General features: G+C 66.9%; 23 protein-coding genes and 2 pseudogenes. 11 read left to right on the forward strand and 14 right to left on the reverse strand.

Annotation, left to right across the window (positions count from 1 at the left end):
- The first annotated feature begins 73 nt into the window (after positions 1–73).
- A complete protein-coding gene (gene thiE, locus G6N54_RS15550; RefSeq protein WP_163790903.1) occupies positions 74–757 on the forward strand; it encodes a thiamine phosphate synthase in 684 nt (227 codons plus the stop codon).
- On the opposite strand, the gene G6N54_RS15555 is transcribed toward thiE, so the two are convergent.
- Positions 729–1361: an NUDIX hydrolase gene (locus G6N54_RS15555; protein ID WP_163790904.1), complete on the reverse strand. Its 633-nt coding sequence runs from the start codon at positions 1359–1361 to the stop codon at positions 729–731. The two genes, thiE and G6N54_RS15555, sit on opposite strands and share 29 nt — an antisense overlap.
- Positions 1362–1495: 134 nt before the next feature.
- On the opposite strand from G6N54_RS15555, the gene glnX reads away from it, so the two are divergent.
- From glnX to G6N54_RS15570, 3 genes are read left to right on the forward strand one after another with little or no spacing between them, the layout of a single operon-like run.
- Complete coding sequence (gene glnX, locus G6N54_RS15560) at positions 1496–2815, forward strand: protein kinase G-activating protein GlnX (RefSeq protein ID WP_163790905.1); 1320 nt, start codon at positions 1496–1498, stop codon at positions 2813–2815.
- Positions 2815–3792, forward strand: a complete 978-nt coding sequence (locus G6N54_RS15565; RefSeq protein ID WP_163790906.1) for a glutamate ABC transporter substrate-binding protein — start codon at positions 2815–2817, stop codon at positions 3790–3792. The genes glnX and G6N54_RS15565 overlap by 1 nt, the downstream gene beginning before the upstream one ends.
- Positions 3792–6050 (forward strand): serine/threonine-protein kinase PknG, encoded by a 2259-nt coding sequence (locus G6N54_RS15570; RefSeq protein ID WP_163790907.1) that lies wholly within the window; start codon positions 3792–3794, stop codon positions 6048–6050. Before G6N54_RS15565 ends, G6N54_RS15570 begins: the two co-directional genes overlap by 1 nt.
- A gap of 62 nt (positions 6051–6112) precedes the next feature.
- Here G6N54_RS15570 and G6N54_RS15575 read toward each other — a convergent pair.
- Together G6N54_RS15575 and G6N54_RS15580 are read right to left on the reverse strand one after the other, a co-directional pair.
- Positions 6113–7371 (reverse strand): annotated as a pseudogene (locus tag G6N54_RS15575) (IS30 family transposase).
- Between the two features lie 12 nt (positions 7372–7383).
- A complete protein-coding gene (locus G6N54_RS15580; protein ID WP_163790908.1) occupies positions 7384–8307 on the reverse strand; it encodes a hypothetical protein in 924 nt (307 codons plus the stop codon).
- A 193-nt stretch (positions 8308–8500) separates the two neighbouring features.
- Between G6N54_RS15580 and G6N54_RS15585 the strand changes: the two genes are divergently transcribed.
- On the forward strand, positions 8501–9814 hold the full coding sequence (locus G6N54_RS15585; RefSeq protein WP_163790909.1) for a DUF1800 domain-containing protein: 1314 nt from the start codon (positions 8501–8503) through the stop codon (positions 9812–9814).
- 10 nt (positions 9815–9824) lie between these two features.
- Complete coding sequence (locus G6N54_RS15590; protein ID WP_163790910.1) at positions 9825–11018, forward strand: DUF1501 domain-containing protein; 1194 nt, start codon at positions 9825–9827, stop codon at positions 11016–11018.
- A gap of 69 nt (positions 11019–11087) precedes the next feature.
- Here G6N54_RS15590 and G6N54_RS15595 read toward each other — a convergent pair whose 3' ends face one another.
- The 3 genes from G6N54_RS15595 to fgd are packed head-to-tail and all read right to left on the reverse strand — an operon-like array spanning position 11088 to position 15310.
- The gene (locus G6N54_RS15595; protein WP_163790911.1) at positions 11088–12239 is read right to left on the reverse strand and encodes an acetate kinase; all 1152 of its coding nucleotides are present in this window, start codon (positions 12237–12239) and stop codon (positions 11088–11090) included.
- The gene (pta, locus tag G6N54_RS15600; protein ID WP_163790912.1) at positions 12232–14307 is read right to left on the reverse strand and encodes a phosphate acetyltransferase; all 2076 of its coding nucleotides are present in this window, start codon (positions 14305–14307) and stop codon (positions 12232–12234) included. Before pta ends, G6N54_RS15595 begins: the two co-directional genes overlap by 8 nt.
- On the reverse strand, positions 14300–15310 hold the full coding sequence (gene fgd, locus G6N54_RS15605) for a glucose-6-phosphate dehydrogenase (coenzyme-F420) (RefSeq protein ID WP_163790913.1): 1011 nt from the start codon (positions 15308–15310) through the stop codon (positions 14300–14302). The genes pta and fgd overlap by 8 nt, the downstream gene beginning before the upstream one ends.
- A gap of 84 nt (positions 15311–15394) precedes the next feature.
- On the opposite strand from fgd, the gene G6N54_RS15610 reads away from it, so the two are divergent.
- Together G6N54_RS15610 and G6N54_RS15615 are read left to right on the forward strand one after the other, a co-directional pair.
- Positions 15395–16147 carry an MBL fold metallo-hydrolase gene (locus tag G6N54_RS15610; RefSeq protein ID WP_163790914.1) on the forward strand — a complete coding sequence of 251 codons (753 nt, stop codon included), beginning with the start codon at positions 15395–15397 and terminating at the stop codon, positions 16145–16147.
- Positions 16144–16491, forward strand: a complete 348-nt coding sequence (locus G6N54_RS15615) for a YnfA family protein (protein ID WP_163790915.1) — start codon at positions 16144–16146, stop codon at positions 16489–16491. Before G6N54_RS15610 ends, G6N54_RS15615 begins: the two co-directional genes overlap by 4 nt.
- Here G6N54_RS15615 and G6N54_RS15620 read toward each other — a convergent pair.
- From G6N54_RS15620 to G6N54_RS15645, 6 genes are read right to left on the reverse strand one after another with little or no spacing between them, the layout of a single operon-like run.
- The gene (locus G6N54_RS15620; RefSeq protein WP_163790916.1) at positions 16466–17821 is read right to left on the reverse strand and encodes an NtaA/DmoA family FMN-dependent monooxygenase; all 1356 of its coding nucleotides are present in this window, start codon (positions 17819–17821) and stop codon (positions 16466–16468) included. The two genes, G6N54_RS15615 and G6N54_RS15620, sit on opposite strands and share 26 nt — an antisense overlap.
- The gene (locus G6N54_RS15625; RefSeq protein WP_163790917.1) at positions 17818–18936 is read right to left on the reverse strand and encodes an LLM class flavin-dependent oxidoreductase; all 1119 of its coding nucleotides are present in this window, start codon (positions 18934–18936) and stop codon (positions 17818–17820) included. The genes G6N54_RS15620 and G6N54_RS15625 overlap by 4 nt, the downstream gene beginning before the upstream one ends.
- Positions 18933–20039 (reverse strand): LLM class flavin-dependent oxidoreductase, encoded by a 1107-nt coding sequence (locus G6N54_RS15630; RefSeq protein WP_163790918.1) that lies wholly within the window; start codon positions 20037–20039, stop codon positions 18933–18935. Before G6N54_RS15630 ends, G6N54_RS15625 begins: the two co-directional genes overlap by 4 nt.
- Positions 20036–20521: a GNAT family N-acetyltransferase gene (locus G6N54_RS15635; RefSeq protein WP_163790919.1), complete on the reverse strand. Its 486-nt coding sequence runs from the start codon at positions 20519–20521 to the stop codon at positions 20036–20038. The genes G6N54_RS15630 and G6N54_RS15635 overlap by 4 nt, the downstream gene beginning before the upstream one ends.
- Before the next feature lie 20 nt (positions 20522–20541).
- Positions 20542–21486 (reverse strand): SAM-dependent methyltransferase, encoded by a 945-nt coding sequence (locus tag G6N54_RS15640; protein ID WP_163790920.1) that lies wholly within the window; start codon positions 21484–21486, stop codon positions 20542–20544.
- A complete protein-coding gene (locus G6N54_RS15645; RefSeq protein WP_163790921.1) occupies positions 21486–21848 on the reverse strand; it encodes a DUF3054 domain-containing protein in 363 nt (120 codons plus the stop codon). The genes G6N54_RS15640 and G6N54_RS15645 overlap by 1 nt, the downstream gene beginning before the upstream one ends.
- A 67-nt stretch (positions 21849–21915) precedes the next feature.
- On the opposite strand from G6N54_RS15645, the gene G6N54_RS15650 reads away from it, so the two are divergent.
- From G6N54_RS15650 to G6N54_RS15660, 3 genes and pseudogenes are all read left to right on the forward strand, one after another.
- Positions 21916–23100: an acyl-CoA dehydrogenase gene (locus G6N54_RS15650; protein WP_163790922.1), complete on the forward strand. Its 1185-nt coding sequence runs from the start codon at positions 21916–21918 to the stop codon at positions 23098–23100.
- Positions 23100–24333: pseudogene (locus G6N54_RS15655) on the forward strand (serine hydrolase domain-containing protein). Before G6N54_RS15650 ends, G6N54_RS15655 begins: the two are co-directional and overlap by 1 nt.
- A 12-nt stretch (positions 24334–24345) precedes the next feature.
- Entirely contained in the window at positions 24346–24948 is a 603-nt protein-coding gene (locus G6N54_RS15660) for a hypothetical protein (protein ID WP_163790923.1), read from the forward strand.
- Positions 24949–24972: 24 nt separating this feature from the next.
- Here G6N54_RS15660 and G6N54_RS15665 read toward each other — a convergent pair whose 3' ends face one another.
- Both G6N54_RS15665 and G6N54_RS15670 read right to left on the reverse strand, forming a co-directional pair.
- Entirely contained in the window at positions 24973–25575 is a 603-nt protein-coding gene (locus G6N54_RS15665) for a TetR/AcrR family transcriptional regulator (protein WP_179969070.1), read from the reverse strand.
- Positions 25576–25833: 258 nt separating this feature from the next.
- Positions 25834–26124 carry a CDGP domain-containing protein gene (locus G6N54_RS15670; protein WP_163790924.1) on the reverse strand — a complete coding sequence of 97 codons (291 nt, stop codon included), beginning with the start codon at positions 26122–26124 and terminating at the stop codon, positions 25834–25836.
- Between the last annotated feature and the right edge of the window lie 49 nt (positions 26125–26173).

Here is a 26173-nt window from a genome sequence, read left to right on the forward strand (position 1 = left end):
CAGCCCCGCAGATCGCCCGGGACTCCCGTGTCTTGGTTGTTCGGGTTCTACGCTAGCGCGCTAGCGTCGCGGTGTGCACGATCGTGTTGCCCGTATTGCCGCTGCCCAGCTCTATTTGTGTACTGACGCACGTCGCGAGCGCGGCGATCTGGCCGAATTCGCCGACGCCGCCCTGGCCGGCGGGGTCGACATCATCCAGCTGCGCGATAAGGGATCGGTCGGTGAACAGCGGTTCGGCCCGCTGGAGGCGCGCGAGGAGCTGGCCGCCTGCGAGATCCTCGCGGACGCGGCGCGCCGGCACGGCGCGCTGTTCGCCGTCAACGACCGGGCCGACATCGCCCGCGCGGCCGGGGCCGACGTGCTGCACCTGGGCCAGGGCGACCTGCCACCGGCGCTGGCCCGCGAATTCGTCGGGCCGGAACCGCTGATCGGCCTGTCCACCCACGACGCCGGCCAGGTCGCCGACGCCGCCGAGTCCTTGGAAACAGGGGAAGTCGACTACTTCTGCGTCGGCCCGTGCTGGCCCACCCCCACCAAGCCCGACCGCGCCGCCCCCGGCCTGGGACTGGTCCGCACCGCCACCGCGCTGGGCACCGGCAAGCCGTGGTTCGCGATCGGCGGCATCGACGCGCGGCGGCTGCCCGAGGTGCTCGAAGCCGGGGCCCGGCGGATCGTGGTGGTGCGTGCGATCACCGCGGCCGACGACCCCGAGGCCGCTGCCCAGCGGCTCAGATCAGCGCTTCAAGCAGCGAGCTGATCCGGGGGCTCAGTTGCGACGGCGCCTGATCGGCATCACCCGGCATACACCAGACGAAGACTCCGGTGTCGATCTCCAGCGTCCGCGGCAGGTGCTGGCGCCGTTGGTCGCCATTCCCCAGCGGAACCAGCGCCTTCGCGGTGCGCAGTCGCTCCCAGCTGGCAGCGAAACCGGGATGCAGCGGCAGGTCGGCCACCTCGTTCTCGGGGACCCAGCGCATTTCGGCGCTTTCCCGGTTGGGCACCGTGTGCAGCAACTCGCCGGCGTCGGCGACGACGGTGGTGTAGGTCCAGTGCGTACCGGCGATGCCGGCCACCTCGGCCGTGACCAGCGTCGCCCGCACCGCCAGCCGCTCTGCGAGCAGACCGGCCTCCTCGTGAGCTTCGCGAACCGCCGTCTCTTCCGGGGTTTCGTGGCTGTCCCGGGCGCCGCCCGGCAACCCCCAGGTCCCGCCCTGATGGCTCCACACCGCTCGATGCTGCAGCAACACCGCGGGGGTTCCGTCAGGCTGGGGCGCCCGCAGCAGCAGACCCGCCGCGCCGAATCGACCCCAGTAGTGGGCGCCGCTGTCGGATATCACCCATCCGTCACCGTCGCCATGCACGCGTTCAGGATATGCAGGCGATCAACGAAATTGGGTCCGCCTCCCCCCCCATCCGCCCTGACATCCTCTTAGAATTCGCTTATACAGGTACGAGCGGCACATTCCGGAGACCGAAAGTCGAGGTCTGAAAACACGTGACGGTTGAGCTGGCGCACCCGTCGACCGAACCGCTGGGGTCGCGGTCGACGGGCGAACCGGCCCACCCCCGGTGGTGGTTCATCTCAACCACCCCGGGCCGCATCCTCACGATCGGCATCGTCCTGGCGGCGCTCGGCGTCTCCAGCGCCTTCGCCACTTCGACGACGATCAACCACCGCCAGCAGGTGCTGTCCACGGTGCTCAACCACACCGAGCCGCTGTCGTTCGCGGCCGGGCGGCTCTACACCACGTTGTCGGTGGCCGACGCCGCGGCGGCCACCGCGTTCATCGCCCAGGCCGAACCGTGGCCGGTGCGGATGCGTTACGAGCAGGCCATCACAGACGCGGCGGTCGCCGTGGCCCGGGCCTCGAGCGGTCTGACCGACGAACCGCTGGTGCAGCTGCTCGGCAAGATCAACGCCGAGCTGGCCGTCTACACCGGCCTGATCGAAATAGCGCGGACCAACAACCGGGAGGGCAACCCGGTCGGTTCGTCGTACCTGTCGGAAGCCTCGGGCCTGATGCAGTCGACGATCCTGCCCGACGCGGCACAGCTCTATCAGGCGACGTCGGAGCGGGTGGACGCGGAAACCACCGCGTCCACGCACTTTCCGGCTCCGGTGGTCCTCGTCATCGCCACCACCGTGGTGTTCGGCGTGTTCTCGCACCGCTGGCTGGCGCGGCGGACTCGGCGCCGGATCAACCCGGGGCTCGTCGTGGGCGCTCTCGGTATTCTCGTGATGGTGGTCTGGGTCGGAACCGCGCTAACAATTTCGACAACCGCCAGCCGTAGCGCCAAGGACACGGCGGCCGAGTCGCTCAAGACCGTGACCAGCGTGGCGATCACCGCGCAGCAGGCCCGGGCCGACGAGACACTGTCGTTGATCCGGCGCGGAGACGAGCAGGTCCGCAAACAGTCGTTCTATCAACGCATCGACTTCATGCATCAGCAGATCGACCAGTACATGGCCCGCAGCGATGCCGTCGACAAACCCGACCTGCAGGGCGCCAACCAGCTGTTGGTCCGCTGGCGGCAGGCCAACGACCGCATCAACTCCTATATCTCGGTCGGCAACTATCGGTCCGCCACCCAGATCGCGCTGGGCAGTGCCGAGGACGACTCGACCCCCGCGTTCGACAAGCTCGAAGATCAGTTGGGCAAGGCGATGACACAGTGCCGGGCGCACCTGCGCAACGACGTGATCAACGCGCGCAGCGGGCTGTCCGGCGCCCAAGTCGGCGGCGTGGTGCTCAGTCTGGGCGCCGCCATCGCGGTCGCCCTGGGCCTGTGGCCGCGGCTCAAAGAGTATCGATAATGAACCTTCTGCCCAGGATCCGCCGGGCGTCCGCCGTGCTGGCCACGGCGATCGTGCTGGCGGGTTGCGGGCACACGGAATCACTGACCGTGGCCACCGCGCCGACGTTGCCGCCGCCCACCCCGGTCGGCATGGAGCAGCTGTCCGCTGAGCCACCGCTGCCGCCCGACGAGACCGGCCAGGATTGCAACGCCACCGCCAGCCTGCGCCCGTTCGCCACCAAGCCCGAGGCCGACGCCGCGGTGGAGTCCATCCGGGCCCGCGGCCGGCTGATCGTCGGGCTCGACATCGGCAGCAACCTGTTCAGCTTCCGCGACCCGATCACCGGTGAGATCACCGGTTTCGACGTCGACATCGCCGGCGAGATCGCGCGCGACATCTTCGGCGCCCCGTCACATGTCGAGTACCGGATCCTGTCGTCCGACGAGCGCATCACCGCGTTGCAGCACTCCGAGGTCGACATCGTCGTCAAGACGATGACCATCACCTGCGAGCGCCGCAAGCAGGTGAACTTCTCCACCGTCTACCTCGACGCCAACCAGCGGATCCTGGCCTCACGCGACTCGCCGATCGCCAAAGTGGCCGACCTGTCCGGCAAGCGGGTCTGCGTGGCCCGCGGCACCACGTCGTTGCACCGCATCCGCCAGATCGATCCGCCCCCGGTGATCGTGTCGGTGGTGAACTGGGCGGATTGCCTGGTGGCCATGCAGCAGCGCGAGATCGACGCCGTCAGCACCGACGACTCGATCCTGGCCGGGCTGGTCGAAGAAGACCCTTATCTGCACATCGTCGGACCGAACATGGCCACCCAGCCGTACGGCATCGGCACCAACCTGGACAACACCGGGCTGGTCCGGTTCGTCAACGGCACGCTGGAGCGCATCCGCCGAGACGGCACCTGGAACACCTTGTACCGCAAGTGGTTAACGGTTCTCGGCCCGGCGCCCGCCCCACCCGTGCCTAGGTATGTGGACTGATGACCGAGGCCGATTACGACGCCGACGCCGAGGACCTGGACCCCGGCACCCAGCCACCGGACACCCAGACCGGGGCGACGACGGGTCGCGCGCATGCCACCCAGGCGCTCTTCCGTCCCGACTGGGACGACGATGACGACGACGACCTGCCGCACATCACCGTAGACACCGAGCCGCAAGAGCGAACGGTCGCGACCCGGGTGCTGACGCCGACCCGGGAGCTCGGTGGCGGACTGGTGAAAATCCCCCGCATCCGCGACATCGACCCGCTCGAAGCCCTGATGACCAACCCGATGGTGCCCGAGGGCAAGCGGTTCTGCTGGAACTGCGGCAAGCCGGTGGGCCGGTCCGGCCCCGAGGGCGAGGGCGCATCGGAGGGCAAGTGCCCGTCCTGTGGAAGCCCGTATTCGTTTCTGCCCCAGCTGAATCCGGGCGATATCGTCGCGAACCAGTACGAAGTCAAGGGCTGCATCGCGCACGGCGGGCTGGGCTGGGTGTACCTGGCCGTCGACCACAACGTCAACGACCGGCCGGTGGTACTCAAGGGCTTGGTCCATTCCGGTGACGCCGAGGCGCAGGCCATCGCGATGGCCGAACGGCAGTTCCTTGCCGAGGTGGTCCATCCGCAGATCGTGCAGATCTTCAACTTCGTCGAGCATGAGGACCGGCACGGGGACCCGGTCGGCTACATCGTCATGGAGTACATCGGCGGGCAGTCGCTCAAGCGGGGCAAGAATGACCCCAAGCTGCCGGTCGCCGAGGCCATCGCCTACATGCTGGAGATCCTGCCCGCGCTGAGCTATCTGCATTCGATCGGCTTGGTCTACAACGACCTCAAGCCAGAGAACATCATGCTCACCGAGGAGCAGCTGGAGTTGATCGACCTCGGCGCGGTGTCGCGGATCAACTCGTTCGGCTACCTCTACGGCACCCCCGGGTATCAGGCGCCGGAGATCGTGCGGACCGGCCCGACGGTCGCCACCGACATCTACACCGTGGGGCGCACGCTGGCGGCGCTGACGTTGAACCTGCGCACCCGCAATGGCCGCTATGTGGACGGGTTGCCCGAGGACGACCCGGTGCTGGCCACCTACGACTCGTTCGGCCGGCTGCTGCGCCGCGCCATCGATCCCGACCCGCGGCGCCGGTTCGGCTCCGCGGAGGAGATATCCGGTCAGTTGATGGGTGTGCTGCGCGAGGTCGTCGCCCAGGACTCCGGGGTGCCGCGGCCCGGGTTGTCGACGCTGTTCAGCCCGAGCCGGTCCACCTTCGGCGTGGACCTGTCGGTGGCGCACACCGACGTCTACCTCGACGGGCAGGTGCATTCGGAGAAGCTGACCGCCCGGGAGATCGTCACCGCGCTGTCGGTGCCGCTGGTCGATCCGACCGACGTCGCGGCGCCGGTGCTGCAGGCGACGGTACTCTCCCAGCCGGTGCAGACCCTGGACTCGTTGCGCGCGGCACGGCACGGCTCGCTGGCCGCCGAGGGTATCGACGTATCGGAGTCCGTCGAGCTGCCGCTGATGGAGGTCCGCGCGCTGCTGGATCTCGGGGATGTTGCCAAGGCGACCCGCAAGCTCGACGACCTGGCCGAGCGGGTGGGCTGGCGTTGGCGGTTGGTCTGGTTCCGGGCCGTCGCCGAGTTGCTCACCGGCGACTACGATTCGGCCATCAAGCATTTCACCGAGGTGCTGGATATCTTCCCCGGCGAGCTGGCGCCGAAATTGGCATTGGCCGCCACCGGCGAACTCGCCGGCCATGTTGACGTGGACAAGTTCTACAAGACGGTGTGGCGCACCAACGACGGCGTGATCTCGGCGGCCTTTGGGTTAGCGAGATCCCTTTCGGCCGCGGGTGATCGAACCCGCGCGGTGCGCACACTCGACGAAGTGCCGCCAACCTCAAGGCATTTCACCACCGCACGGTTGACCAGTGCGGTGACCCTGCTGTCCGGCCGCTCGACGAGTGAGATCACCGAGGAGCAGATTCGCGACGCTGCCCGGCGAGTCGAGGCACTGCCGCCCACCGAGCCGCGGGTGTTGCAGATTCGCGCGCTGGTGCTCGGCGGTGCGATGGACTGGCTTGAATCAAATCAGGCCAGCACCAACCACATCCTCGGCTTCCCGTTCACCTCGCACGGGCTGCGGCTGGGCGTCGAGGCGTCCCTGCGTGCGCTCGCGCGGGTCGCTCCCACTCAGCGGCATCGCTACACGCTGGTCGACCTGGCCAACCGCGTGCGCCCCACCAGCACCTTCTAGCGCCCCACTCTTCGGGCCCCTGTCGTCGAGTGCGCGCCCAGGGCGGGATTTCGGTGGTGGATTCAAGGTTTGGTTGCAACAGTTGTGTCTGTCGGGGTGGACAGTAGCTTGTTGAGGCGGTTGGTGGGGTTGTCCCAGTTGAAGCGTTTTCGGGGTCGTCCGTTGAGTTCGTCGGCGACGTAGGCGAGGTGTTCGGCGTCGTGCACCGAAAGGTCGGTGCCCTTTGGAAAGTATTGCCGTAGTAGGCCGTTGGTGTTCTCATTGCTACCGCGCTGCCAGGGTGAGTGGGGATCGCAGAAGTAAACCTCGATGCCGGTGTCGATGCTGATGCGGGCGTGGTGGGCCATTTCGTGGCCTTGGTCCCAGGTCACGGTGCGGCGCAAGGTGGCGGGCAGGTCTTTGACCGCGGCGATCATGGCCTCGGCGACGGCCTCGGCGCTACGGGTATGGGGTAGGTGCAGCAGTCGGACATATCCGGTGGAACGTTCAACCAGCGTGCCGATTTGAGAGGCCTGGTCCTTGCCGATGATCAGGTCTCCTTCCCAATGGCCTGGCACGGCGCGGTCGTTAGCTTCGGCGGGCCGCTCACTGATGTTGACCATGCCTTGGATACGGCCGCGGCCGTCACCGGCGCGGGCCCGTCGGCGCGGTTTACGCAACGCGCGCCCGGTGCGCAGGCATGTCCTCAGTTCCCGGCGCAGTTCTCCGCGCCCTTGCACGTAAAGCGCCTGGTAGATGGTTTCGTGGGACACCTGCATCTCCGGGCGGTCAGGATAGGTCGCGGTCAATACCCCGGCGATCTGTTCGGGGCTGTACTTGTTGACCAACAACGCTTGCACCTCGGCCCGCAATTGCTCACAGCGGCCCAACTTGCCGGTCTTGGGTCGACGCGCCCGTTGCTCGCTGCGCCGCTGAGCGATGCGCGCCGAGTAGCCCGACTTCGCGTCCCAACCGGCCCGGCGGGCCCGAACCGATACCGGGCGCGATAACGGCCCACATGCCCTCGCATGACACCGTTGTGGGCAATCTCGCGCATGATCGTCGACGGCGCCCGGCCCAACCGGCGCGCCATCGAACGGATCGACTCACCGTGCGCGGTGCCGATCATGATCTGTTCACGCTCATCCGCCGACAGCCGCGGCCGTCGCTGTCCTTGAGGCTTTGACCATCGTGGATTCACACCACCAAACCTGCGAAACCACTTGCTACCGCACGTCGCCGACACGCCGACCGCCACCCCGGCATCCTCCGAGGACCATCCCGCAGCGATCAAATCCCAATACCGCCGCTGCACCACCAACAACTGAGGCTGACCCGTCATCAACACCCCTAACTACGAAGTGTTGCAACCACCCCTTGAACTCAAGGCCGAAATCCCGGCGTGGACGCGCACTGAAAACCGCGAACGCACACTCGACGTCGCGATCGCGGCACGGACCCGGCGCACCACAGCAGCGGGCCGGTCCTCCGCCACAACCCGGACGACGATCCAGCCCATTTCGGCCAGCATCTCGAGCCGCCGAATGTCTTTGATGTATTGCCGCCGATCGGTTCGATGGTGGTCGCCGTCATACTCCACCGCGACCATGCAGTCCTCCCAGCCCAGGTCGAGGTAGGCGACCGGTATCCCGTCCACGCCAAGCACCGGTATCTGCGTCTGCGGCCGCGGCAGACCCGCATCGATCAGCAGCAGCCGCAGGTAGCTCTCCCGCGGCGATTGCGCGCCCGCGTCGACCAGTTTCAGCGCGGCCTCCAGCCGCCGCAGCCCCGGCGTCCGCGGGTGGCACGCGGCAACCCGAAGCACGTCGTCGACCTTGAAACCTGTTGCGCGCGCGAGCGTATCGAGGCGGGCAACAGCGGAATGGACAGCGCCACGACGGCCGATGTCAAACGCGGTGCGCTCGGGCGTGGTGACCGCCCGGCCGTCGACGACCTGTGTCTCGCCGTCGACCAGTCCGTCGCGCCGGGTCAGCACGCCGTCGGGCACGCGCGTGTTGGCGTGGATCAGCTCGACCGGGACATTGTCGGGAATCCATTGGGCGCCGTGTACCGCCGCGGCCGCCGCGCCCGCGATCACCCCACGGCGATTGGACCAGAGCCAAGCCGCGACTATGCGTTGCTGCAGCGATGCCTCGACGTGGTTCGCCAGATAGACGTTGGGAAAGACCGCACGGTAATGCGATCGCAGCTGATGCCTGTTGAGCGCGCCTAGCGCCAACGCCTCGCTGCCGATGAATGGTTGACTCGCTTCCCACATGAGGCGAACCATTGCACGTCCGCGTCCCGGGCGATTTCGCCTATACACAGGGCCGTCGAGTGCGCGTCCTCGGCGGAACATCGGCGGAATTCTCGCCGTGAGCGCGCACTCAAAACCGTCAGCACACACTCGATTCCGAGAATTCGGGGGGCTTGTCACAGCTGATTCATAGCTCCATGTGCACACTCAAAGCATGGGCCAGCCCGCGCAGTGGATGACGGTGGCTCGCGTGCTGCGACGGGCCGGGTTCGGGGTGACCGGGCCAGAGGTCGACGCGGCCCTCGGCCGGGACTGGCCCGGCTACGTCGACGCCATGCTGGCCGGCGACCCCGCCACCGATCCCGGTGCCATCGCCACCCCGGTGCCGCGGCTGGAGCCGCTGCACGCGCCGGGCAAGGGTGCGACACCGGCGGCCCGTCAAGCGTTCAACCATCAAGTCTCCGAACAAGAAGGCGTTCTGTCGAGCTGGTGGCTGCGGCGCATGGTCACCGTCGGGCAGCCGGTGCACGAGAAGCTGACCCTCCTGTGGCACAACCACTTTGCGACCTCCGCGCAGAAGGTCCGGTCCGCCACGCACATGGCCGCACAAAACGAGAAGCTGCGCACCCTGTCGCTGAGTGATTTCCGCACGCTGGCCTATGCGATGCTGACCGACGCCGCGATGCTGCGCTGGCTCGACGGCCAGGCCAACACCGCCAAGGCGCCCAACGAGAATCTCGCCCGCGAATTCATGGAGCTGTTCGCGCTGGGCCATGGCAACGGCTACACCGAGGACGATGTCCGCGCCGGCGCCAGGGCATTGACGGGCTGGATGATCGGCCCCGACGGCCAAACCTCGCTGACCCCCAAACGGCATGATTCCGCCGACAAGACGCTGTTCGGGCTCACCCGCAACTTCGACGCCGCCGGATTCTGCGATACCGTGCTGGCACAACCGAAGTCGGCGGAATACATCGCCGGACGACTGTGGCAACAGTTGGCGTCCGACGAACCGGCCTCGCCTCAGCTGCTCGACCGGCTGGTCTCCGCCTACGGCCCCGAGCGCAATCTACGCGCACTGACAAGGGCGATCCTGACCGACGACGAGTTCACCGCCAACCGCGCCACGGTCGTCAACACCCCGATCGAATGGCTGGTCGGGGTGATGCGGGCACTGCGGGTCCCCGTCGAGAAGCCGGAGGTGCTGAAGATCGCCGACGCGACGTTGAAAGCCCTTGGGCAACGGCCGTTTTACCCGCCGAGCGTCGGCGGCTGGCCGCACGGCCAGGTATGGCTGTCGACCGCAAGCGCCGAGGCACGGCTACGCGCCGCCAGCCGGCTCGCACATCTCGGCGACTTGTCGGGGATCGAGAGTGTGGCCCCCGCCGACCGCATCGACGCGGTCGGTTATTGCCTCGGCATCGGCTCCTGGTCGGATCGATCGGCCGACGCGCTCGAGCCCCTGGTCCGCAAGCCGCCCCAGTTGGCCGTGGCCGCGGTGAACACGCCCGAATACTTGACGTCGTAACGAGATTGCCATGCCCGAGCTCAATCGCCGCAAATTCCTGATCGCCAGCGCCGGCGTGGGCGCGGCCGGCCTGCTCTCCGGGGCGGTCGCGGTCAGCTGGCCCGACCTGATGCGCGCGGCCGAGGATCGACCGCTGGCCGACGGTGCCGGCGTGCTGGTGATCGTCACGCTCTACGGCGGCAACGACGGCATCAACACGCTAATCCCCTACGCCGACAACGCTTACCATGACTCACGTCCTGAGCTCGCCTACGCGCCGGGCGACGTGTTACACCTCGATTCTCAGCTTGGGCTTAATCCCGCGATGAAGGGGATGGCCCAGTTGTGGAACCAACGCCAGCTCGCAATCGTGCGCGGTGTCAGCTATCCGCAGCCCGATCATAGCCACTTCCGGTCAATGGACATCTGGCAGACGGCGTCGCCCGCCGAGCCAGTCTCGACCGGGTGGATCGGCCGCTGGCTGGACGTCACCGGCTACGACCCATTGCGCGCGGTAAACGTCGGACCGGTGCTCCCGCCGCTCGCGGTCGGCGAAACGTACACGGCAGCAGCGCTTTCGACCACGCGGGTGCCGGAGCGACAGGCGGAGCGGTTCGACGCCATCATGAGCGCGCTGGGCGACGACGACCCCGCCGACACCCCGGCGATGGCGGCCGTACGCAAGGCCTACCGCGCCAGCCGCGCCACCGGCAAAGCCTTCGCGGCGATCAAACCTCCCGCCAAGGAAAACAATTCGCTGGCCACGCAACTGAGTATGGTTGCCGCCGCGGTACGCGCCGGCGTTCCGACCCGGGTCTACACCGTTCAGCTGGGCGGCTTCGACACCCACGCCAACGAGCGTGACACGCAACAGCGGCTGCTGCGGGCACTCGACGATGCCGTGACACCGTTCCTGCGGGACATGGCCGCAGATCGCCACGGGCGCAACGTCGTGCTCATGGCCTATTCGGAGTTCGGTCGCCGGGTGGCGGCCAACGCGTCACAGGGGACCGATCACGGCACCGCGGGCCCGGTCTTCGTCGCGGGCGTACCCGTCAAGGGAGACTTCTACGGCGACGAGCCCAGCCTCGCCAATCTCGACCACGGAGATCTCAAGTTCACCACCGACTTTCGCGACGTGTACCACGAGCTGCTCGCGCAAACCGTCGGGACGGACCCGACGCCATCGGTGGGATCTGGCCGCACCAGCCTCGGCTTCCTCTGACGCCCCGTCGCCTCCCGGGCTGAAATTCGGCGGAGACCCAGCCCGGAGTACACACTCGACGGCAAGGGGCTATCCCGCCAGCAGGGCCGCGCAGTCGCGGGCGATCGCCAGTTCCTCGTTGGTCGGGACTACTAGTACAGTGATCGGCGAATCGTCAGCCGAAATCCGCCGCACACCTTTGCTTCCGGACTCGTTTAGGCCGTCGTCGAGCACGATGCCCAGCTCCTCGAGCCCGGCCACCGCGTCACGGCGCACCGCCGCATCGTTCTCGCCGATCCCCGCGGTGAAGGTGATGACGTCGGTGTGCCCCAGCACGGCGAGGTAGGCACCGATGTATTTGCGCAGACGGTGAACGAACACGTCGTATGCCAATTTCGCTGAACTGTCCCCGGATTCGATCATCGCGTGCAGCTTGCGGAAGTCACGCTCACCGGCCAGACCCCAGACGCCGGACCGGTTGTTGAGCATCGACTCGATCGCCTCCACGTCCATGTTCGCGGTGCGCCACAGGTAGCTGACGACGCCGGGGTCGATGTCACCGCTGCGGGTGCCCATCACCAGGCCCTCCAGCGGGGTCAAGCCCATCGACGTGTCGAGGGGCCGGCCGCCGGCGATCGCCGAGGCCGAAGCACCGTTGCCCAGATGGAGCACGATCTGATTCAGCCCGTCCGGCGGCCGCTTCAGAAAAGCCGCGGCTTGCTCACTCACGTACCGGTGCGAGGTGCCGTGAAATCCGTAGCGGCGCACCCGGTATCGCTGTGCCAGCTCCCGGTCCATCGCGTACGTCGCGGCAGCGGCGGGCAGGTGATGAAAGAAGGCCGTGTCGAAGACCGCGATGTGCGCGGTGTCCGGAAGAAGCTTGCGCGCTACCTTGATGCCCTGCACCGCGGGCGGATTGTGCAGCGGCGCAAGCTCTGACAGCTTCTCGAGCTCGGCGACCACGCCGTCGTCGAGCAACGTCGGGCGATAGAAAGTCTGGCCCCCGTGCACAACGCGGTGCCCGACCGCCAACAGCCCGCTCGACTTGAGGTCCACGCCATCCTCGGCCAGCTGGTGAAACGCCAGGCGCAGCGCCTCCTCGTGATCGGCCGCCCGCCCCGACGGCTCGCCGATCTCTCCGACTACGCCACCACTGAGCGGCTCACCCGAATCAGGTTCCACTACTTGGAATTTCAGCGACGAGGAACCCGAGTTTATCACCAACACCGGTCGATCAGCCATGGCCGACGCCCTGCGCCTGGATCGCGGTGATCGCTATGGTGTTGACGATGTCTTCGACCAGCGCGCCGCGGGACAGGTCGTTCACCGGCTTCCGCAAGCCCTGCAGCACCGGGCCGATCGCGATGGCCCCGGCGCTACGCTGTACGGCCTTGTAGGTGTTGTTGCCGGTATTCAGGTCGGGGAATATCAGCACGGTGGCATGACCAGCCACTGGCGAATCGCGCAGCTTGGTCGCGGCCACCGAGGGCTCTATCGCGGCGTCATACTGGATTGGCCCCTCGACCAAGAGCTGCGGATCGCGGGCGCGAACCAATTCCGTTGCCTTCCAGACCTTGTCGACGTCAGCCCCGGTTCCGGAATCACCGGTGGAATAGGACAGCATCGCCACCTTCGGCTCGATGCCGAACTGCGTGGCAGTGCGCGCCGAGCTGATCGCGATGTCGGCGAGCTGTTCGGGCGTCGGGTCCGGGATGATCGCACAGTCACCGTAGGCCAGCACCCGATCGGGCAGGCACATCAGGAAAATGCTGGACACCGTCGAGACGTCCGGTACGGTCCTGATGATCTCGAGCGCCGGGCGGACCGTGTGTGCCGTGGTGTGGGCCGCGCCGGACACCATGCCGTCAACCATGCCGTTATGCACCAGCATGGTCCCGAAATACGAGACATCGTGCATGATCTCGTGCGCCTGCTCGACGGTGATTCCTTTCGACTTGCGCAATTCGGCGTACTGCTTTGCGAACTGGTCGCAGAGTTCCTCGTTGCGCGGGTCGATAATTGTCGCATCGTCCAGCTCGACACCCAGTTCTGCGGAACGCAAGCGGATTTGGGCCTCGTCGCCCAGAATCGTCAGGTCGGCGACACAGCGTTTCAGCACCCGGCCCGCGGCCTTGAGGATCCGGTCGTCGTTCCCTTCGGGCAAGACGATGTGCTTGCGATCCGCACGAGCCTGCTGGGTGAGCCGGTGGGTGAACATCTGGGGGGTGGTGACGGTCGGGATCGGAATAGCAAGCTGCGCAAGCAGATCCGAGATATCGACTCGCCGCTCCATCAGCCCGACCGCTGTGTCGATCTTACGCTGGGATGCTGCCGTGATTCGGCCCCGGGCCGAGGCCGCCGCGCTGGCCGTCTCGTAGGTCCCCAGATCGTTCCCAATGATCGGCAGCCGCAGCCGCAGCCCGGAAACCAGCGCCGCGATCGACGGATGCAGGTCGAAACCGCCGTTGAGCACGATGCAGGATAGTGACGGAAACCCCTCGGCCGCATGGGCACTCGCGGCGGCCAGCACCACATCGGAGCGGTCTCCGGGGGTGATGACCGCCATGCCGTCGCGCAGCCGCTCCAGTACATGGTCCGCGGTCATGCCGGCCACCAGCACTCCCATCACTTCGCGCTCGACCAGCTCGGCGTCACCGCTGACCAGGGTCCCGTGCACGGCGTGCTGTAGTTCGGCCACCGTCGGCGCCGAGAGCAGCGGCTCGTCGGGCAGCACGTAGCTGGGTACGGTGAACTTGCCGAGAGCTTCTGCGACCATGCCCATTTCGGCGGGATCACACCGGCTGGCCACCACCGCCGCGGTGTGCGCGCGCTGCGCGGCCAGCTCGGCCAGACACACCTCGACGACACTGGCAACCTGGTCGGCAGAACGGCTTTTCGCGCGCACCGCCAACAGCACGGGCGCGCCGAGGTTGACTGCAACCCGGGCGTTTACCGCCAGCTCGGCGGGCGTCGTGACATCGGTGTAGTCGCTGCCGACGATCACCACGGCATCGCATGCCTGCGCCATCGCGTGGTACCGGTCGACGATGCTGGCGATCGCCGCGTCGGTGTCGGCGTGGATATCCTGGTAGGTGACGCCCACGCACTGCTCGTAGGACAGGCCCGCGGTGGTACGCGTCAGCAGCAGCTCCAGGATGTAGTCACGATCCTCCCCGAGCCGGGTGATCGGCCGGAACACACCGACTTTGGCGACCGTCGCCGTCAGTCGGTTCAGCAGCCCCAGCGCGATCGTCGACTTGCCGGTCTCGGGCTCGGGCGCCGCGACATAAATCGCGGAGGTATCAGCCAAGTCGCCGCAGCCTGGGCGCCAGGTCCTTTTCGAACAGCTCCAGGAAGCGGCGCTGATCATGACCGGGCGCGTGAAACACCAAATGGTTCAGGCCCCACGTCACGTACTGACCGACCTTTTCGACGGCCTCGTCGGGATCTGACGCCACGATCCAGCGCTTGGTGATCTGCTCGATCGGCAGCGCGTCGGCGGCCTTCTCCATCTCGATCGGGTCGTCGATGCTATGCTTCTGCTCGGCGGTCAGCGACAGCGGCGCCCAGAACCGGGTGTTCTCCCGGGCCAATTCGGGGTCGGTGTCGTAGGAGATCTTGATCTCGATCATCCGGTCGATGTCGTCCGGGTTCTTACCCGCCGCCTCGGCGCCCTCCCGCATCGCGGGGATGAGCTTGTCCTGGTAGAGCTCCTCGCCCTTGCCGGACGTGCAGATGAACCCGTCGCCAGCGCGACCGGCGTACTTGGCCACCTGCGGGCCGCCCGCGGCGACGTAGATCGGGATGCCGCCCTCGGGCACGTCATAGATCGAGGCGCCCTTGGTCTTGTAGTACTCGCCGTTGAAGTCGACGCGGTCGCCGAGCCATAGTTCGCGCATCAGCTTCACCGACTCGCGCAGCCGCGCGTAGCGCTCCTTGAACTCCGGCCATTCGCCCTCGTATCCGGTGGCGATCTCGTTGAGGGCCTCGCCGGTGCCGACGCCGAGGAAGATGCGGTTCGGGTACAGGCAGCCCATCGTCGCGAAGGCCTGGGCGATGACCGCGGGGTTGCACCGGAAGGTCGGGGTGAGCACCGACGTGCCCAGGACGAGCCGCTCGGTGCGCTCGCCGACCGCGGTCATCCAGGCCAGCGAGAACGGGGCGTGTCCGCCCTTGTGCCGCCACGGTTGGAAGTGGTCACTGACGGTGGCGCTGTCCATACCGTGTGCTTCGGCGGCCACAGCCAGTTCGACGAGCTCGCGCGGTGCGAATTGTTCAGCAGACGCTTTGTATCCAAGTTTCAGCTCAGCCACTCGTTCTTTCTACTCCTACCCTCCTGGTCACGACCCGCTGCGTCCGGCTTCGCCGCCCTTGCGATCGCTCCTACAGTGTTGGGCATGGCATCAGCGCCAACACTTGTCCAAGTCACCGACACCGTGCACCTCGCCCAGGGTGAGGCCGTCAACTGGACGCTGGTCACCGACGACACCGGCGTGATGCTGATCGACGCCGGCTATCCGGGCGATCGCGCAGCCGTGCTGGCCTCGCTGAAAGCGCTCGGCTACGGCGCCGGCGACGTGCGCGCGATCCTGCTGACGCATGCTCACATCGACCATCTGGGCTCGGCGATCTGGTTCGCCGCCGAGCACGGTACTCCCGTCTACTGCCACGCCGACGAGGTCGGCCACGCCAAGCGCGAATACCTCGAACAGGTCTCGATCGTCGATCTCGCGCTGCGCATCTGGCGGCCCACCTGGGCGGTGTGGACCGCGCATGTGGTGCGCAGCGGCGGCCTGATTCGCGACGCGATTCCGACCACCCAGCCGCTGACGCCCGAAATTGCGGCGGGGCTGCCGGGCCACCCGCGGCCCGTTTTCAGCCCCGGGCATACAGGAGGTCACTGCTCGTATCTGGTCGACGGCGTGCTGGCCAGCGGCGACGCGCTGATCACCGGGCATCCACTGATCCGTCACGACGGTCCCCAACTGCTGCCGGCGATCTTCAGCTACAGCCAGCAGGACTGCATCCGAACCCTTTCGGCACTGGCCCTGCTGGAGACCGAGGTCCTGGCACCCGGTCACGGCCCGCTGTGGCGCGGCCCCATCCGCGAAGCGACCAATGCGGCACTGGAAAAAGCGGGCGCGCTGTGACGGTTGCCAAGTCGATCGCGCTGTTCGTGCTCGCGGCGCTGTTCGAAATCGGCGGCGCCTGGTTGGTGTGGCAGGGGGTTCGCGAACACCGCGGCTGGATGTGGGTGGGCTGGGGCGTGATCGCGCTGGGCGCCTACGGATTTGTCGCCACCCTGCAGCCCTCGCTTGGTTCCGGGGCCCACTTCGGTCGCATCCTGGCCGCGTATGGCGGCATCTTCGTGGCCGGTTCGCTGTTGTGGGGCATGGGTTTTGACGGCTTTCGCCCCGATCGGTGGGATGTAACCGGCGCGCTGATCTGCCTGCTGGGGGTGGCCATCATTATGCATGCGCCGCGAACTCGCTGAGCCCCAAATGATCTCGCAGCGTCTCGCCGGTGTATTCGGCGCGGAACGCCCCGCGCTCTTGTAAGAGTGGTACCACCCGATCGACGAATTCGTCGAGACCGTGCGGTGTCAGATGCGGCACCAGGATGAACCCGTCGCAGGCGTCGGCCTGGATGTATCTGTCGATCTCGTCCGCGATCCCGGCTGCGGTGCCGACGAACTGCTCCCGGGTGGTGACCGCGATGATCAGCTCACGGATCGACAATTTCTCGGCTTCGGAGCGTTCGCGCCATCTGCCCGCGACCGCGACCGGGTCGACATGGCGGACCCGGCCCTGGGTGATGTCGCTGTCGACGACCGGATCGAATTCGGGCAGTGGCCCGTCCGGGTCGAATTCGGAGAGCTCACGGCCCCACACCTGTTCGAGCATCGCGATCGCCGTGGCGCCGCTGACCTGTTGGTAGCGGATGTGGCGCGCCTTGTCCTGCGCCTCGGCATCGGTGTCACCGAGAACAAAGGTCGCGGCGGGAAAAACCTTGAGCTGGTTGGGGTCTCGGCCAGACGACACGGCACGGCCCTTGACGTCGGCGTAGTAGCGCTGACCGTCCTCCAGGGAGCCGTGCAGCGTGAACAACGCGTCGGCGTAGCGGGCGCCGAACGCCCGTCCTTCGTCGGAGTCGCCGGCCTGCAGCAGGATCGGGTGGCCTTGCGGCCCCACCGGCAGCGTCGCGAACCCGCGTACGTCGAAGTCGGGGCCCCGGTGCTCGACGCTGCGGATCCGCGCAGGGTCGACGTAGGTGCCGCTTTCGACATCGGCCAGCACCGCGCCGTCTTCCCAGCTGTCCCAGAATTGGCGTGCGGTGACGAGGAACTCCTCGGCCCGCCGGTACCGGTCGGCATGCTTCAGGAAGCCGCCGCGCCGGAAGTTTTCGCCGGTGAAGGCGTCCGACGAGGTGACGATGTTCCAGCCGGCGCGGCCGCCGGACAGATGATCGAGTGTGGCGAATTGCCGGGCAACCTCGAATGGTTCGTTGAAGGTGGTGTTAATCGTCCCGGTCAGCCCGATCCGGTCGGTGACCCCCGCCAGTGCCGCCAGCACCGTGAAGGTGTCCGGCCCTCCGACGACGTCGAGATCGTAGATGCGGCCGCGATGCTCACGCAGCCGCAGCCCCTCGGCCAGGAAGAAGAAGTCGAACAGTCCACGTTCGGCGGTGCGGGCGAGATGCACGAACGAGTCGAATTCGATCTGGCTGCCCGCGGTGGGATCGGTCCACACCGTGGTGTTGTTGACGCCCGGGAAGTGGGCGGCCAGGTGAATCGGCTTGCGGTGCTTGCCGTTTCTGATGTTCATTCCGTCAGTCCCCAGCGCTTGGCGATCAGCTCATGCGACCGCAGCCGGTCGGAGTGCCGGTGTGTCACCGAGGTGATCACCAGTTCGTCGGCCTGGGTCACCCGCTGCAGCGCCTGCAACCGCTCGGCCACTTCGTCCGCATTGCCCACGAATTGCGTTGCCAATCGGTCTTTTACGAGCTCGTATTGCGCTTCGGTCAGCGGCGGGCAGCTTCCGGGTTCGGGGTAGGGCATGGCACCGACCCCGCTCCGGATCGAGTACACCCAATGGCCGTAGCCGCTGGCCAGGTGCCGGGCGGTGTCGGAGTCGTCGGCGACGACGATGTCGGCCGACACCACCACGTAAGGCTTCGCCAATGCCGACGAGGGCACGAACGCGTCGCGGTAGGCCTCGACGGCTTCCAGCGCGGTGGCCGGGGTGATGTGATAGCTGGCGACGAACGGCAGCCCCAGTGCGCCGGCCACCCGTGCGCTTTGCCCGCGGGTGCTGCCGAACACCCACGGCCGCAAGCCGCTTCGCTCGCCCGGCACGGCGTGCACGTCGTACTTGCCGACGTGGTAGGTGCCGTCGAGCAGGGCGAGGATGTCGTCGATCTGCTCGGCGAAGTCCGGCGACAACGCTTCGGGTTGCTGCAGGATCCCCATCGTGGCTTGGAGCTGGTCGAGATCGAGCAGCCCGCGCAGGTCGAACGGGGTTGGAACGACGACGCCGTCCACCTCGTGCCACACCCGCGGCGGCCGCGGTTCCTTGGGCTTCTTCGGATTGTGTTCCTCGGAGCGGCGCTGTCCGGACCGGCCGACACCGAGGTCAATGCGCCCGGGGTGGAAGGCTTCCAGCATGCCGAAGCTTTCGACAACCGCGACGGCTGTGGTGTAGCCCAGCTGCACGGCCGCGGCGCCCACCCGAATCCTGTTGGTAGCAGCAGCGATTTGTCCGATCAACACCGCCGGTGCGGCACTGGCGACCCCGACGAAGTGATGTTCGGCCACCCAGTAGCGGCGAAAACCCCAGTCTTCGGCGCGCTGGGCCAGCTCGATCGTGTTGCGCAGCGCCGTCGCGGGATCGCTCCCTGCGCTGATCGGCGCGAGGTCGAGGACGGAGAGTGGAACGTTCATTGCCGCACCGCCGCGTATCGATTAGGTGCGACCGGCAATCCGAGTCGGGCCCGCAACGTCTCGCCGTCCTGGTAGGCGGTGCGGAAACACCGCGCCCGCTGCAGCAGCGGAACCACCTCGTCGACGATCACCGGCAGATCGGTGGCGTTGACGGCCGGCCGCAACCGGGCACCGTCGATGCCGAGGCGTTGCCATTCCAGCAGCAGCTCCACCAATTCGGTTGCGGTGCCGGTGAAGTTGAGCGCATCAGAGCGAGGGTCGCCTGGGCCGCCGAACGAGACCACCACGTCGGCATAGACCTTCAGCCGGGTGCCGCCGGCTTGGGCCACCTCGGCGAGGATACGGCGCAGCGATGCCTCATCGGAAGGCGTGATGAACACGAGATCCGCACTGGCAGCGGCAAATTCGTAGACTGGAAGTTGGTGGGCCAGCACCGCGACGACCGGTTGGCCCTGCGGCGGGCGGGGCGTGATCGACGGTCCCTTGACCGAAAAATACTTTCCGCTGAAGTCGATGTAATGCAGTTTGTCGATGTCGACGTAGCGGCCGGTCGTCGCATCGCGAATGATCGCGTCGTCCTCCCAGCTGTCCCAGAGCCGGCGCACCACGTCGACGTAGTCGGCGGCCTCTGGAAAAAGATCCGACAAGCCGTCCGGGCCCGCGTCGCGGCGGCCGAACAACGCCGCCTCATGCGGGGTCGAGCTGACGCGTGGCTGCCAGCCCGCCCGGCCGTGCGAGACATAGTCAAGCGTGGCAATGGATTTGGAGATGTGAAACGGCTCGGTGTGCGTCACCGTCGCCACCGGGATCAGCCCGATGTGCCGCGTCGTGGGTGCGATGCGCGCCGCCACCAACGCCGCGTCGCCACGGCCGGCAAGGCGTCGCGGTGAAATCTGCTCACGGCGCCCGGGCTGCGCCATCAGGGTGTCGTCGATGGTGAGGAAGTCGAGCAGCCCGCGTTCGGCGGTGGCCGCGAGATCAGCCCAGTAGCGGCCGCTCAGCGGCGACAAAGTGTCCGGGTCGGCCGCCAAGGTGGCCCGCCAGGCCTGCGGGTCCCAGCCGTATCCGTCCAGCGCGACGGCGAGATGAAACGGGCCGCTCATGTGAGCCGCTTCTCGAATGCGATCGGGAAGACCGGGCCTTCGGACGGCAGCGGCTCGTCCAGCCGGCGGTATCCGGTGGCCTGATACAGCTCCTCGGCCTCGGGCTGACGATTGCCGGTCACCAGGTAGACCTTCCGGTAGCCGCGCGCCGCGATCTCGGCCTCCAGCTCAGCCAGCAGCGCCATCGCGTACCCGCGGCGGCGATGCGCGCTGTCCGTCCAGATTCTCTTGAGCTCGGCCGTCTCCGCGTCGAACCGGCGAAATCCGCCGCCGGTCACCGGGCGGCCATCCAATAGGCCGATCAACATGCCCCCGTCCGGTGGTGCGAACTCGTCGGAGGGGTTGTCCTTGAGCCACGCCAGCACCGTTGGTTCCGTGCTGTCGTAGCGCTGCGCGTACTCCACCGCCAGTTCGGCCAGCAACGGCTCTGCCAATGCGTCGTCCAACGCCGCAGGTACGAAGCGGAGCTGCGTCTTGGACATCACCTCACCTCTAACGTCTATCAAGCGGATGCATTCCGGCCGGGTGTCGCCGCGGGCCCGGCCGATCGCGTCGCTGTGACGTATCGGGGCGTAATCGCGTCATCGTCGGGGGTGCCTCGCCAGCGGGTCCTCATTCCAATCGCACTGAACAAATCGGCGACATTTCGTTCGACGGTCTGCCAGCCATGATCGGCCAGAAACCGCGGGACAGCATGATATTGGCCGGGATACGTCAGCCCCTCCAGATCCACGTCGAGACCGAATTGCCGCCAGGTGTTGACGAACGTCCGGGCGGCCACCAGCTGAAATGAGGACCAGCTGGGCAGGTGGTCGCCGGCGAAACGGCTGCCCGGCGCACTGACCGCCGAGAGGTCTTCGAGCAACCGGTTCTGGCCGTCGGGGGGCAGGAACCCGATCAGAAACGTCTCGGCGATCCACGCCGTGGGTTGGGCGGCGTCAAAACCGGCCCGCCGCATGGCCGTCAACCAATCGTGTCGCAGGTCGACGCCGACCGCACGGCGGTGCGCGGTGAGCTCGGCGCCCAGCCCGCGCAGCACCGCGGTCTTGAAGTCGATGACGTCGGGCTGATCGATTTCGTAGACCGTTGTCCCCGGCGGCCACCACAGCCGGTACGGCCGGGTGTCCAGGCCGGACCCCACGATCACGACCTGTCGGAGGCCCGCCCGTCCGGCGTCGGCGAGGAATTCATCCAGGAAACGGGTGTGTGCTCCGAGCAGGGTAATGAGCCCGGTCATGATCGGGTTGTTGCCGTCGTCTTCGGTGTACCGCTGGTCGTCGACCATCCGGGTGAAGTACTGCACCCCCGCGGCACGCACCAACTGTTCGGCAAACGGGTCGTTGACCAGCCCCTTGGTGGTTGCCAGCGCCCGCGCGACCGCGCCGAACGTCGCGGTCATTCCGACGCCGCCGTCGGGACCCCACGTGTCGTCGTCGGTCCGGGCCATCAGACCTTCGAGCGGCGCCGCAACGCTAGTCCGACCCCCGCCCGCCAGCCGAGCAGTAACAGCGCGGTGGCCGTGGCGGCGACCACGACGAAACTCGCGGCCACGCCCGCGGAACTTACTTTGCGCAACACCATGCCAACGGCCACGGTCGACAGCCAGACCACCACCCCGGTCGGCGCCACGGCGGTGGGCCGCTGCCAGCCCCGGGAGAGCAGCCACCCGATCAGCGTGCCGGTGAGAAACGGCCAGGCCGTCGTCGCGATGCCGGTGAGATTGAGGCCTTCGTCGTGGCTGCGGCGTCCCACGGCGCAGAACACCAAAACGCAGACCACATCCAGGCCCAGCCACCCCAGCCGCCGCATAGGGCGAGACTACCGGGCAGGCCCGGAGGCTGTTCTTCGCGATGGACGCGGTGGCAGACTGACTGCTATGAGCACACACAGGCCACCCGCGTTCAACCGAGAAGACCCCCTTGGCATCGACGCGTCGCTGTCCAGCGACGAGATCGCGGTTCGCGACACGGTCCGAAAATTCTGCGCCGAGCACGTCATCCCGTACATCGCGGAGTGGTTCGAGATCGGCGACCTGCCGGTGCGCCAGTTGGGTAAGCAGTTCGGCCAGCTTGGGTTGCTCGGCATGCATCTGGAGGGCTATGGCTGCGGTGGGTCCTCGTCGGTGCACTACGGGCTGGCATGTACCGAGCTGGAGGCGGCCGACTCCGGGATCCGGTCGATGGTCTCGGTGCAGGGTTCGCTGGCGATGTTCGCAATCTGGAACTTCGGGTCCGAGGAACAAAAGCAGCAATGGCTTCCCGGCATGGCCGCCGGCGAACTGCTCGGCTGCTTCGGGCTCACCGAACCCGATGCCGGATCCGACCCCGCGGCGATGAAAACCCATGCGCGACGCGATGGTTCGGACTGGGTGCTCAACGGCCGCAAGATGTGGATCACCAACGGTTCGGTCGCCGACGTGGCGGTGGTGTGGGCTGACACCGAAGACGGGATCCGCGGCTTCATCGTCGAAGCCCGTACCGCGGGCTTCACCGCCAACACGATTCACCACAAGCTGTCGCTGCGTGCCTCGATCACCAGCGAGCTGGTGCTCGACGACGTGCGGTTGCCCGCCGACGCGATGCTGCCCGACGCCACGGGGTTGCGCGGGCCGCTGTCCTGCTTGTCCGAAGCGCGCTACGGCATCGTCTGGGGATCGATGGGAGCGGCGCGCACGGCGTGGCAGGCGGCACTCGAATACGCGACGCAGCGAACCCAATTCGGCCGACCGATCGCCGGATTTCAGTTGACCCAGGCGAAACTCGTCGACATGGCGGTCGAATTGCACAAGGGCCAGCTACTGTCGCTGCATCTGGGCCGTCTCAAGGACACCGTCGGGCTGCGCCCCGAGCAGGTCAGCTTCGGCAAACTCAACAACACCCGCGAGGCCCTCAAGATCTGCCGGACCGCTCGAACCATATTGGGCGGCAACGGGATATCGCTCGAGTACCCGGTGATCCGGCACATGGTCAACCTGGAGTCGGTGCTGACCTACGAAGGCACTCCCGAGATGCATCAATTGGTGCTCGGCCAGGCCTTCACCGGTAGCGACGCCTTCCGCTGATGGGTACCCGCCGTCGCATCGCATCGCTGGTCCTCGCGGGCCTGCTCGCGGCGGCCTGCGGACCCACACCGACACCGGCGCCCCCGCAGACGGGATCCGCCGACAAGACCAAGGCCGATGCCGTGCTGCGGGTGGTGCACAACTTCATGACGCAGGCACATCTCAAGGCCGTGATCGTCCGCGTCACGGTAGACGGCAAGGAGGTGGTCACCCAGGCCGTCGGCGACTCGATGACCGGGGTGCCGGCCACCCCCGATATGCACTTCCGTAACGGCGCGGTCGCGATCTCCTACGTGTCGACGTTGCTGCTCAAGCTGGTCGACCAGAAAAAGCTTGAGCCTCGAGGACCGGCTGTCGAAATGGCTGCCCGACTTCCCCAACGCCGGGCGCGTCACGCTGGGACAACTGGCGCAGATGACGTCCGGTTACCCGGACTACATCCTCGGCAACGATCAGTTCGACAATGAGTCGTGCGCAAATCCCTTCCAGCAGTGGACAACTCACGACATGCTCGCGCAGATCTCGGGGCGCCCGCTGCTCTACGAGCCGGGAACCAACTGGAACTACGCGCACACCAATTACGTGCTGCTGGGGCTGGCGCTGGAGAAGGCCACCGGTCAGGACATGTCAACACTGCTGGGCAACGAGGTGCTGGGCCCGCTGGGGCTGAAACACACCGCGAACTCCGATACCGCCGAAATCCCCTGGCCCGTCCTGCACACGTTCACCTCCGAGCGGCGCCAGGCACTCAAAATCCCCGCGGGCACACCGTTTTATGAGGAGTCCACGTACTGGAACCCGTCCTGGACGATTACCCATGGCGCCATTCAGACCACCAACATCGACGATATGGAAGCCACCGCGGTGGGCATTGGCTCGGGCAAGCTGCTCTCGGATGACTCGTACAAGAAAATGGTGTCGACCGCGCTGCGCGGCAAGACACACGCGCAACCGGGCTGCCCGACCTGCTTTGACCAAAGCGAGGGCTACACCTACGGCCTGGGCATCATCATCTCCGGCGATTGGCTGATGCAGAACCCGTTGTTCTCCGGGTGCGCCGGTGTCGAGGCCTATCTGCCGGCCCAAAAGATCGCGATCGCGGTGGCGGTCACATACGCCCCGGAGGCATTCGATGACCAGGGCAACTACAGTAATCAGGCCGACATACTGTTCCGCAAGATCGGCGCGGTGATGGCTCCGAACGCAGCCCCACCGATGCCGCCGGGGAGATAAAGGAGTTCAGGTATGCGGATCCGCACTATCGCCGCGTGCACGCTGGCCCTGGGAGCGTTGGTGGTGCCCACCGCCGTCGCCGATCCCACCGGCACACTGCCCCCGATGACACCCACCAACGGCGGGCCGATCATCGGCGGCGGGGGTGCCGCGTCGACGATGTCGCAGCAACTCAAGGGCCTGGGCGATCCGAACGTGCAAGAGGTCGACGGCCCGGACGCGGCTCAATTCATCGCCGCCGCAGCCGGTATCAGCGATCGCGACCTCGCCCTGCCGTTCATGGCGCTGCAACGCGCGTTGGGATGCCAGAAGAACAACGCCGGGTTCGGAGCGCGCGCTTACCGCCGCAACGACGGAAAGTGGGGCGGCGCCATACTGGTCATCCCGAAGAGCGCCTATCCGGACGTCGCCGCGATGAAGGCATGCGAGATGTCCAATTGGCGCCGCCCGTCGATGGGCAGCCCCACTTCGATGTGTAACAGCGGATGGGCTTATCCCCCACCGACATTCAACGACAAGGGCGGCGACTACATCGTATTGCTCGCCGGCACGAACTCCGACTTCTGCACCGCGCTCAACGGGAACTACAAGGGCACCGCGGCCGCGTGGCCGTGAGGCGCGCGAGAAAGATCCGGCGAGCTACGGCGTCAGATCACCGTTGACGTAGTGCTGCAGGTTGGGGGCGACCGCGGCGACCACCTCGTCGTCGGTCATGGACGCGACCGGCTCGATCTTCCAGACGTAGCGCATCAGCGCGAAGCCCATCATCTGGGACGAAACCAGCCCGCTGCGGATCAGCCGGTCACGCTCGTCGACGCCTAAGTGCGATACGCCCATCAGGCTGCCCTCGACGATCCGTCGCAGCTTCTCGCGGGTCGCCGGTTCGTGCGCGGCGGTCTGCACGATGGCCCGCAGGGTGGGCGCCACCTCGTTGGCGGCCCAGGCGTCCAGCAGGACGGAAATCAGTGCGGCGCCAAGCTGGTCGACGGGTGTGGTCCACACCTTGGCGACGTTGTCCAGGAACTTCTGCGGCGGGTTCGTCGCCGCGTCCAGCAGACCTTCCTTGGACCCGAAGTAGTGATAGACCAGCGCGGGATCGACGTCGGCCTCGCGGGCGACCGCGCGGATCGTGGTGCCGGCCCAGCCGTGTTGGGCGAACTCGTTGCGAGCGGCCGCCGTGATGCGCGCCGCGAGCACCCCGCGTTCATCCCGGGGCCCCGGTGTCATCGATTTCTTCGGCATTTGTTTCATAGTAGCGTGAATTTCACATTACGTTGAAACTTGTTTCAACGTAATGTGAGATTAGTTTCAAGGTCACGTGATAAACGAGCAGACGGCTACGACAGCGTCCGGGCCGCTGCGGGCCGAGAGCGACGGTGGCGTGGCCAGGCGGAGGACCCCGGGCCCGCCCCGCGCGCATCGCCACCCTCGGACCGTCGGCATTGTGCAGCGACTACCGACGAATGGCTTGAGCGTGACGAGAAGAGCCTGGCCGCGGCGCTAGTCGTCGATGTGCGTCGGCGGGTCGGTGAAGGCCGCGCCCCACGGGTGTTGGTCGGGGCCCAACGTCTGGCAATTCGTGTTGGTGACGTAAATGGGCGTGCCGTCGCGCCCGCCGGTGGGCGGAAACACGACGCAACGTTGCCAGGTGCCGTCGGGCTGGATTTGTCCATCGCACTTGCTGATGACGATGCCGCCCAATTGGCAGCCGGCACTGGCCGGGGGGGCCGCGACGATCAACGCACTGGCGGACAGCACGGTGGCAAGCCCCGCGACGACGAATTGCCTCATGCTGTAAGGACTCTACTCAGTGCGAAGGCCGGAGGCCCGTCAGTACACG

The sequence above is a fragment of the Mycobacterium stomatepiae genome, assembly GCF_010731715.1.
In the GTDB taxonomy this organism is placed as follows: Bacteria; Actinomycetota; Actinomycetes; order Mycobacteriales; family Mycobacteriaceae; genus Mycobacterium; species Mycobacterium stomatepiae.